This window comes from Roseateles sp. (assembly GCF_036404855.1).
GTDB lineage: Bacteria > Pseudomonadota > Gammaproteobacteria > Burkholderiales > Burkholderiaceae_C > Pelomonas.
The window spans coordinates 1-8578 of the sequence record NZ_DASWYS010000046.1 but is presented as its reverse complement, the minus strand read 5'-3'; the positions used below and the strand labels follow the sequence as shown (position 1 = coordinate 8578).

Annotated in this window: 8 protein-coding genes; 1 reads left to right on the top strand and 7 read right to left on the bottom strand. The window is 68.7% G+C overall.

Annotated features, from left to right (window positions below):
• From VGF12_RS02690 to VGF12_RS02665, 6 genes are all read right to left on the bottom strand, one after another.
• Positions 1–744 (bottom strand): GGDEF domain-containing response regulator (locus VGF12_RS02690; protein ID WP_331174505.1); only part of this gene is annotated, 744 nt, incomplete at its 3' end.
• 14 nt (positions 745–758) lie between these two features.
• Entirely contained in the window at positions 759–1406 is a 648-nt protein-coding gene (locus tag VGF12_RS02685; protein WP_331174504.1) for a response regulator transcription factor, read from the bottom strand.
• Positions 1403–3076, bottom strand: a complete 1674-nt coding sequence (locus tag VGF12_RS02680) for a PAS domain-containing protein (RefSeq protein ID WP_331174503.1) — start codon at positions 3074–3076, stop codon at positions 1403–1405. The genes VGF12_RS02685 and VGF12_RS02680 overlap by 4 nt, the downstream gene beginning before the upstream one ends.
• A gap of 165 nt (positions 3077–3241) precedes the next feature.
• Positions 3242–4591 carry a c-type cytochrome biogenesis protein CcsB gene (ccsB, locus tag VGF12_RS02675; RefSeq protein ID WP_331174502.1) on the bottom strand — a complete coding sequence of 450 codons (1350 nt, stop codon included), beginning with the start codon at positions 4589–4591 and terminating at the stop codon, positions 3242–3244.
• Positions 4588–6660, bottom strand: coding sequence for a cytochrome c biogenesis protein ResB (locus VGF12_RS02670; RefSeq protein WP_331174501.1), 2073 nt, complete (start codon positions 6658–6660; stop codon positions 4588–4590). Before VGF12_RS02670 ends, ccsB begins: the two co-directional genes overlap by 4 nt.
• 73 nt (positions 6661–6733) lie before the next feature.
• Positions 6734–7354 (bottom strand): c-type cytochrome, encoded by a 621-nt coding sequence (locus tag VGF12_RS02665; protein WP_331174500.1) that lies wholly within the window; start codon positions 7352–7354, stop codon positions 6734–6736.
• Between the two features lie 70 nt (positions 7355–7424).
• Between VGF12_RS02665 and yihA the strand changes: the two genes are divergently transcribed.
• Positions 7425–8141 carry a ribosome biogenesis GTP-binding protein YihA/YsxC gene (yihA, locus tag VGF12_RS02660; protein ID WP_331174499.1) on the top strand — a complete coding sequence of 239 codons (717 nt, stop codon included), beginning with the start codon at positions 7425–7427 and terminating at the stop codon, positions 8139–8141.
• Here the strand turns inward: yihA and VGF12_RS02655 are convergent.
• Positions 8127–8578: DUF1631 family protein (locus VGF12_RS02655; protein ID WP_331174498.1), on the bottom strand; the 452-nt coding region annotated here is incomplete at its 5' end. The genes yihA and VGF12_RS02655 overlap by 15 nt on opposite strands.

Genomic DNA, 8578 nt, shown 5'->3' with positions numbered 1-8578 from the left:
AGCGGTTGTGTCCGGCAGCAGCAGCGCGAAGACGTCGTCGGCGTGGCGCGCGAGCAGGTCAGCCGGCCGCTGCAGGGACTGCTGCGCCAACGCTGCGACATGACGCAGCGCGTTGTCCGCCGCGGCGCCACCGTGGCGCTGCCGGTAGACGGCCAGACCTTCGATGCCGACCAGCAGCAGCGCCAGCGGCTGGCCGCTGCGGCGGGCGCGACGACATTCCAGGTCCAGCTCTTCGTTGAAGTGCGCGCGTTCGATCAGGCCGGTCAGCGCATCCCGACGGGCCAGGCGCAGCAGGCGCTGGGCGGTACGGTGCAGGCGCAGCTGCATCGCGACGCGGGCGCGCAGTGCCGGGCCTGCCACGGGCTTGGCGACGAAGTCGGCCGCGCCGAGTTCGAACACGGCCGACTCCACGCGGGCGTCGGTGTGGCGGGTCACGAAGATGACGGGCACCTCAACCAGCAGCGGATCGGCTTTGAGTCGGCGGCACACCTCGAAGCCGTCAATGCCTGGCATCTCGGCGTCCAGCAGGATCAGCTCGGGTTGCCAGCCGTGCGCGATGGCCAGCGCCTGCTCGCCGTCGGTGGCGAAGCGCATCTGGTTGTAGCCGGACAGCAGCCGGCCCAACTGCTGGATCATGCCGGGGTCGTCGTCCACCAACAGCAGGCGGGCGTCGGCCAACGACGGCAGCAGGGCGTCGAGGCGGCCGGCCAGCGGACTCGGGGCGTTGATGCGGGTCAGGGGCATGGTGCGGGCTGGTTTCAGTCGTCGTTGCTGATCAGCCCGTGGCGCAGGGCCAGCTTCACGAGTGCCGTGACGTCGGGCGCGCCGAGCTTGGCCATCAGCCGGCTGCGGTAGCTGTCCACCGTCTTGGGCGAGAGGTGAAGGGAGGCCGCGATCTCGTTGCTGGAATGGCCATTGACGACCATGGAGACGACCTGGCGCTCACGCACCGACAGGCTGGCAAAGGGATCCTCGCCGTCATCCTGAGCAAGTGCGCGGGCGGCGAGTTCGGCCACGCCGGGGCCGAGGTGCCGGCGGCCACCGCGCAGCGCCTCGATGGCCTGCAGCAACTCGTCAGACGGCGACCCCTTGAGCACATAGCCGCTGGCGCCGAGCTTGAGCGCCATGCCAACGTGGCGCGGCTGGGCCGACATCGTCAGCACCAGCGGCCGCACGGCCATGCGGCGGCGCTGCAGCTCGGCCAGCAGTTCCATGCCGGAGCGCGGCCCGATAGAGAGATCGATGAGGACAACGTCGGGCGACAGTTGCTGCAGCTCGGCCAGCGCCGCGGTGATGTCGCCACTGTCACCGACCACCTCGTGCCCTGCCTCGGAGAGCAGTGCGCGCAGACCCTGGCGCACCATGGCGTGGTCGTCGACGAGGTAGACGCGGGCCGGCGGCGTCATTGCGGCGTGTGCCAGCGCAACGTCAGTTGGGTGCCGCCGCCGGCCCGCGGCCCCAGCGTCAGCGTCGCGCCGATGACGCGGGCGCGCTCGCGCATGCCGATGAGGCCGAAATGACCAGGGCAGCGCTCGAAGCCGTCGGCCAGGCCGCTGCCATCGTCGGCCACGCCCAGCTCGACCTCATCGGCGAAGCCGTAGAGGCTCAGCCTGACCTCGGTGGGGTTGGCGTGGCGGAGCGCGTTCTCCAGGCCTTCACGAGCGATCATGAAGAGAGCGTACTCGACGTGGCCGGGCCAGCGCTGCGCCAGCAGCTCGGCCTCGACGTCCAGCTTCAGCCGCACACCGGGGTACAGCGCGCGGCGCTGGGCGAGTTCGTTGTCCAGCGCGGCGGCCAGGCCTTCGTCCTCAAGCAGCGGCGGGCGCAGGTCGACGAGGACCTGACGCACCTCGCGCAGGGCCTGGTCCGTGAGACTGCGAGCTTGATCGCGGGCGGCCGCGGCCCCAAGGTCCAGCGTCAGGCGCAGGGCGGTGAGCGTCTGGCCGAGCTGATCATGCAGGGCCTGGGCCAGGCGCTGCGTCGTGCGGCGCTCCTGGTCCATCAGCTGCTCGGCCAGGGCCGACAGCGCGGCCTCGGCTGCCACCTGCACGGAGATGTCGACGACGACGCACAGCAGCAGCGAGCGGCCCGCCAGCTCCACCGGCTCGGCTGCGAGCTTGGCGTGGAGCCGGGCGCCCGAGGCCGGTCGCAGTTCGCGGTGGTCGACCTCCGTGCGGCCGGCCGTGCCCGGCAACGGCGCCAGTCCCAGGGCCGCGACCGTCTGGCCGGTGACGGAGGGTGTCGGCCAGCCCAGCAGGCGTCCGAGTTCATCGTTGGCCTCGATGACGGTCTCACTGGCGATGTCGATCACCGCGATGCCGACGGGCACGGTATGGAAAAGGGCGCGGAACTTGGCCTGGCTGTCGCTCAGCGCCTGCTCGGTGAGCTTGGAAGTCGTCACGTCGGACAGCGTGGCCAGTACTCGCGCCGGCTGGCCCTGGGCGTCGCGCTCGGTCCAGCCGCGGCAGCGCAGCCAGCGCGGTGCAGGACCGGCCAAGCGCAGGTCGATGTCCAGGGGCGCACCATGCTGCAGATGGGACTGCAGGGCGGCCCGCCACAAGCCCTGGTCGTCGGCCTGCAGCTGTTCGGCGAGGCGGCCGGGGGCGTCCAGCAGGGCACGTGCCCGAGGCGAGAAGTACTCGCTGTCGATGGCGATGTCCCACTCCCACAGGCCGTCGGCCACGCCCTGCATCGCACGTGCGTAGCGGGCCTGTTCGGCGTCCAGGGCAACCTGGGAGCTGACATCGCGGGCGATGTAGAGCCAGCCGTTGCCGTCGCCCGGCAGCGGGACGATGCTGGCCTCGAAGCGGGCCAGGCGGCCGCTCGATGTGCGCAGCGCATACTCCAGTCGTTGCGGGCCGTTGCCGCAGGCGGCCACTGCCCGTCTCGCCAGCTCCGGTGGGCCGACGCTGTGCAGCGGGCGGCCCTGCAGCGTCGCCCAAGGCGCGTGCAGGTCGGCGTGGGCGGGCCGGTTGCACGCCGCGAATCGCAGGTCGGGGCCGATCAGGAAGCAGAGATCGGGCAGGGCTGCCGCGATGGCGGGTGCGGCCTGGATCCAGGGTTCCAGTGCCGGCACCTCAATGATCCATCACCGGGCATCGGCCGCACATGATGCTCACGCTCCGGCCGCCGGGTGGCCCCCAGGCCGGCTCGCATGGGCGACGTGCATGCGGCTCGATCCCGCGAGCATCGCCGCCTCCCGAGGAGGGCAGCCAAGGCACGCCTCGGACGACCGGCACCATCAAAGCGTGCCGTAGCTGTGCAGTCCCGAGAGGAACATGTTGACGCCTAGGAAGGCGAAGGTCGTCACCAGCAGGCCCACGAGTGCCCACCAAGCGGAGGCCATGCCACGCAGGCCCTTCATCAGCCGCATGTGCAGCCAGGCTGCGTAGTTGAGCCAGACGATCAGCGCCCAGGTTTCCTTGGGGTCCCAGCTCCAGTAGCCGCCCCAGGCCTCGGCGGCCCAGAAGGCGCCGAGGATGGTGGCGATGGTGAAGAAGGCAAAGCCCAGCGCGATGGCCTTGTACATCAGGTCGTCGAGCTGGGGCAGGTCGGGAAGGCGTGCCGTCAGGTGGCTTCGCAGCGCGACGGCGATGGCCAGGAAGACGGCGACGCCCATGATCTTGTATGCCCAGCCGTCCAGGCCGGTGACGGTCGCGGCCTCCAGCGTGGCGCCGAAGCGCACAGCGAGGATCAGGCCGACGATGCCCAGCGGCATGGCGATGAGGCCGATGGCGAGGGCGCGCGTGGTCGCGGTCTTCAGCAGGTAGGCCAGGGCCACCATGGCGGCCAGCGCGAAGCTGCCGTAGCCGACGAAGTTGGCGGGCACGTGGATCTTCATCCACCAGCTCTGCAGGGCCGGCACCAGCGGCTGGATTTCCTGAGCGTCGCGCGCCACCGTGTACCAGAGCAGGAAGCTGACCGCGCCGCTGACGACCAGCATCACATAGGCGCCCAGCGAGCGCGTCGCGAAGCGGGCCTCGTAGTAGAGGTAGAACAGCGTCGTCATCCAGCAGAACAGCACGAAGACCTCATAGAGGTTGCTGACGGGGATGTGGCCGATGTCGGGACCGATCTGGTGGCTCTCGTACCAGCGCACGAACGTGCCGATGAGGGCCATCAGCACGCCGCCCCAGGCCAGCTTGGAGCCGATGACCTCGGCCACGCTGTTGCGGCCGGCGCCGGTGAAGAAGCCGCCCCAGTAGAAGAGCATGCTCATGTAGAACAGCAGGCTCATCCAGAGGATGGCGCTCTGGCTGGACAACAGATACTTCAGCCAGAAGGTCTGCTCGCCGGCGGCGAGGTCGGCGCCGAATCCATCGGTGTGCTGGCCGTACAGCGCGATGGCCGACAGCGTGGCCGCGCCGGCCGCGATGCTGAGCGTGCGCAGAGGTTTCCAGAACCAGCCAAGCGCGATCAGCGTGGGCACGGAGCACAGCAGGATGCCTTGCTCGTAGACGTCCATGCTGGCGTGGTAGCGGCTGAAGGCATAGCCGCCGCCGAGCAGCACGAGGGCGGCGAAGACCCAGTCGAGGGCGTCGCGGCGTTGCAGCGCATGGCGGCGCGGCAGGTCAAAGGTGGTTGTGTTCATGAGGGCTCCTTCAGCACGGCGGCCTTGAGCTGGGCGAAAAGGGTGGCGTTGTCAGGCGATTCGCGAGTGCTGGACATGGCCATGCGCACCTGCGAGCCGCCCATGTCGGCGCCGGGCGCAATCCAGACCCACAGGCGGCGCTCCTTGACGTAGAGCATGGCGAAGACGCCGACGATGAGCAAGAGGGCGCCCAGATAGACCAGCTTCTGGCCAGGGGCGCGCGCGACCTGGAAGACGCTGGCCTGCACCTGCTCGAAGTCCCGCAACTGCAACAGCATGGGCGCCGGGTAGTAGAGACTGTCCGACAGCGACAGCACAGCCTGGGTCATGAAGCCCTGACTAGCAGCGTCGGCGGCCACGGGCGGGAGGCCGGCGCGTTCGCGGGCGAGCTGGTGCAGCTCGAACAGGCTGCCGTTGAGGATGCGCAGCAGCACCTCGGAGACGCGCTGGCGTTCCGACTCGGGCACGTCGCGCTCTATGAACTGGGACAGCGCCGGCAGTCCGCCCTTGACCTCTTCGCCCGGCTTGGCGGCGGCGCCCGAGAACAGCGTCAGTGCGCGCTGGGCGGTGAGCTTGAGCTGCGGGGCCAACTGGGGTTGCTGAGGCGGCGTGGCCGAGACCGCGTAGCGCTGCGCGGCGGTGTCGCGCAGGGCAGGGTCGGCCAGCGCCTGGCGCAGGTGCAGCCAGCCGTCCAGGTTGCCGTTCTCGTCGGCCGGCATGCGCAGGTAGCGGAAATTCTCGGCCGGTGTGTCGCGCACGCCGGCGAGGAAGACCTTCTGACCGTCCAGCTCGACAGGCAGCATGTAGTTGTTGTATTCGCGCGCTTGGCCAGAGGCGTCGCGCAGCCGGTAGCTGAAGCTCGGGCCGACGTTGTGCAAGGCCTTGGTCGAGTTGGACTTGGCGCCGCTGCCGAGGTGCTTGCCAAGGCGGTCGCCGAGATCGACCTTGCGCACATCGGCGCCGCTGGCATTGCCTTCGCCGGCCAGATTCTCGACGTTGATGACGCGCAGGCCGTCGAGCTCCAGTGTTTGGTCGCCAAAGGCCATCTTGGTGCCGACGCGGCCCGCCAAGTCGGCCGGCGTGCCACCGTGGGTCAGCGGCAGGGCCTGGAGCTTGAGCTTGCTGCCGCCGTCCTCGAAGCTGCTCTGGTAGATGGCCAGGCCCTTGTGGATGACCGGCTCGTTGACCTTGACCGTGGCCTCGCGCAGCGTCGTACCGTCATGGATGACGATGTCACTGGCAAAGCTCTTGGGCATGCCGGTGGGGTAGTAGTCGACACGGAACTTCTTCAACTCGATGTCGAAGGGCAGGTCCTGCAGCACGACGCCGTTGGGCAGGCTAAGCACGGCGATACCCTGGCGCTGCTGCTCGGTGACCGAGACGTTGCCGCGGAAGCCGGGGTTGGCGGTGGAGAGGCGGTGTTCGGGCTTGATGTCGGACACGAAGCCGGACCCGGTATAGAGCTGCTTGCCCTGTGCCCACATGGCCAGCTTGACCATGGCGTTGCCGTCCAGCACGCCGCCCACGAGGATGAGCACGATGGCCGAGTGCGCCGCCAGGTAGCCGAGCTTGTTGGCCGCGCCGCGGCGGGCAGCGACCATGATGCCGTTGTCACGCTGCTGAACTCGGGCCTTCCAGCCGAGCTGCGTCAGCGTCGTGCCGATCTCGGCCAGGGCCATCTGCGGGTTGCTGGGCAACTCGGCGATGGCCTTGTGGTGATGGGCCTGCAGCGACTGCTCGCGAACGCCTTCCTTGTAGCTTTTCAGGTCGACCAGGATCTTGGGCGTGTTGCGGACGATGCAAAGGCTGGTCGACACGACCAGAAAGGCCAGGATGACGAGGAACCAGGTCGCGCTGTAGACCGTGTACAGCCCCAGCTTGCCGAACACCTCGGCCCAGAACGGGCCGAACTGGTTGATGTAGTTGCCCATGGGCTCGCTCTGGCGCAGCACGGTGCCGATGACCGAGGCGATACAGATCACGCTGAGCAGCGCGATGGCGAAGCGCATGGACGAGAGCAGGTCCAGCAGTTCGCGGGCGACGGAGGAACGGGGGACGGCTTGTGACATCAGGCGCGGGAGCGAGGCGGAAAAAAAGGCCGGTGGGGATCACCGGCCTTCGTTCTCGAGGCTTGCGAAAACTTCAGCGCAGGCCAGCAATGTAGTCGGAGACGGCCTTGATTTCCGCGTCGTTCATCTTCGCGGCGACGGTCGTCATGACGGGGTTGTTGGCGCGGGCGCCGCTGCGGAAGGCGGTCATCTGGGCCTCGACATAGTCGCCGTGCTGGCTGCCCAGGCGCGGGTACTGGGCCGGCAGGCCGGAGCCCGTCGGGCCGTGGCAGCCGGCGCAGGCGGGCACGTTTCGTTCGGCGATGCCGCCGCGGTAGATCTTCTCGCCAAGCATCACCGTGTCCTTGTTCTTGGCGAAGCCCGGCTTGGCGGTCTTGCCGGCATAAAAGGCGGACACGTTGCGGATGTCCTCCTCCGACAGCGGGGCGGCCATGCCGCTCATGATGGCGTTCTTGCGCTTGCCGGACTTGAATTCGGCCAGCTGCTTGGCGAGGTATTCGGGGTGCTGCCCCTGAAGAATGGGGTTGGCCGGGCTGCCGCGCGAGCCATCCGCCGTGTGGCAGGCAGCGCACACCTGGGACGCAATGGTGCCGCCCTTACCGATGTCGGGCTTGGCCGACGCGGCCGCGGGCTCGTTCGCATGAGCCGTGACGGCCAGCAGCAGACTCGACAGGAGGAAGGCGACAGTCTTCATGGATTTATGGAGTTTCGTTGGGCGCAACTTCCGAATTTTACAATGCTGAATCACAGCGTCCGCCCCTGCCATGACCAACGAAATCCCTGATGCAGCGCCTGCCGAGCCCACCACCGAGAAGCTCGCGCTGGCCTGGACGCACACCGCGCGGTTCCTGACCACCGCCAGCCAGCTCATCCACCTGCCGCCCACGGAGCTGCCGGAGATCGCCTTTGTCGGCCGCTCCAACGCCGGCAAATCGACGGCCATCAACACGCTTGCCCAGCAGAAGCGCCTGGCCTTCGCGTCCAAGACGCCGGGCCGCACCCAGCACATCAACCTCTTCGAACTGGGCCCCAAGGACGCGCCGGACGCGCTTTTTGCCGACCTGCCCGGATATGGCTACGCGGCCGTGGCCAAGGCCGCCAAGCTGCGCTGGCAGAAGGTGATGGCCGATTACCTGGAGGTGCGCCGCAGCCTGTCCGGCGTCGTGTTGATGGTGGATTCCCGGCTGGGGCTGACCGACCTCGACAAGCAACTGCTGGAGTTCGTTGCCGCTCGCGTCGCCACCGGAGAGATCCGTCTGCTGGTGCTGCTGACCAAGTCCGACAAGCTCAACCGCAAGGAGGCGGACGCCGCCCTGCGCGCGACGACCGAATTTCTGGCTGGCATGACGACAGAGCATTCCGACGTGGCGGTGACGCTGTTCTCGGCACTGAAGAAGAGCGGCGTCGGCGACGTGGCCCTGGCCCTGCATGAATGGACACACGGCGCGGCTGCCCCTGCTGCCGGATCAGCCGCCGTCTAGGTCGCTCATCAGCGTGTCGACGGCCCGCTGCACGACGCTGTCCTCCTCGAGCGCCGTGATCAGACCGTTGGCCAGCAAGGCCTCCAGCGCACGGCGCGTCAGCGGCAGGCGCTCGTCGGCCTCGCGGCCGACGAAGAGCATGTACTGGCGGCCCTCGCCGATCCAGGCGATCTGCGCGGTATGCCAGTCCCCTTGGATGAAGAGATGGAACCAGCGGCCGATCTGCAGGCCCTCGATCCAGCGCTGCAGTGCGGCGCGGGCATCGGGCGAGTCGTCTTCGTTGTAGAGCTGCACCGGCACGGTGGGCAGCTCGCCCCGGTCGACGTCGGCGCTCAGCCAGTGCGAAGGCACCTGGGAGTCGCGCTCCTCCATCAGGCGCCGCACGATTTCGTCGGCTGAGGCTGGCGCCGCATTGCTGACGGCCGCCGGCCGAGGCG

What these genes read in the sequence shown, in the direction of transcription:
- VGF12_RS02685 (WP_331174504.1), bottom strand. Translation starts at nt 1,406, where the DNA reads ATGACGCCGCCGGCCCGCGTCTACCTCGTCGACGACCACGCCATGGTG.
- yihA (WP_331174499.1), top strand. Translation starts at nt 7,425, where the DNA reads ATGACCAACGAAATCCCTGATGCAGCGCCTGCCGAGCCCACCACCGAG.
- ccsB (WP_331174502.1), bottom strand. Translation starts at nt 4,591, where the DNA reads ATGAACACAACCACCTTTGACCTGCCGCGCCGCCATGCGCTGCAACGC.
- VGF12_RS02665 (WP_331174500.1), bottom strand. Translation starts at nt 7,354, where the DNA reads ATGAAGACTGTCGCCTTCCTCCTGTCGAGTCTGCTGCTGGCCGTCACG.
- VGF12_RS02670 (WP_331174501.1), bottom strand. Translation starts at nt 6,660, where the DNA reads ATGTCACAAGCCGTCCCCCGTTCCTCCGTCGCCCGCGAACTGCTGGAC.